Source organism: Aliivibrio sp. A6 (genome assembly GCF_028765505.1).
Classification (GTDB): domain Bacteria; phylum Pseudomonadota; class Gammaproteobacteria; order Enterobacterales; family Vibrionaceae; genus Aliivibrio; species Aliivibrio finisterrensis_A.
Map to the genome: position 1 here is coordinate 1 of NZ_JARACR010000161.1, position 257 is coordinate 257.

The 257-nt window shown below is 38.5% G+C and carries 1 tRNA gene; it reads left to right on the forward strand.

From position 1 onward, the window contains the following. Window positions 1-7 precede the first annotated feature (7 nt). Window positions 8-83 (forward strand) — tRNA-Ala (locus PVK70_RS19005). Window positions 84-257: the final 174 nt, after the last annotated feature.

A 257-nucleotide genomic window follows, 5' to 3' on the forward strand; every position in this document is an offset into this window, starting at 1 on the left:
GTTATGTGGGGCTATAGCTCAGCTGGGAGAGCGCTTCGCTGGCAGCGAAGAGGTCTGCGGTTCGATCCCGCATAGCTCCACCATTTTTAAGTGTTCTTTGAAGCAAAAGCTGATGAGAGTCTTTAAAAATGGTTTCGAAACCTTTTATTAGGTTGAAAAACAATTGCTCTTTAACAATTTGGAAAGCTGACTGATTTAGCTTAATTTATTTTTACTTTTGAAAAAGTAAAACAAAACAGCTCAGGCTGTAATTAAGT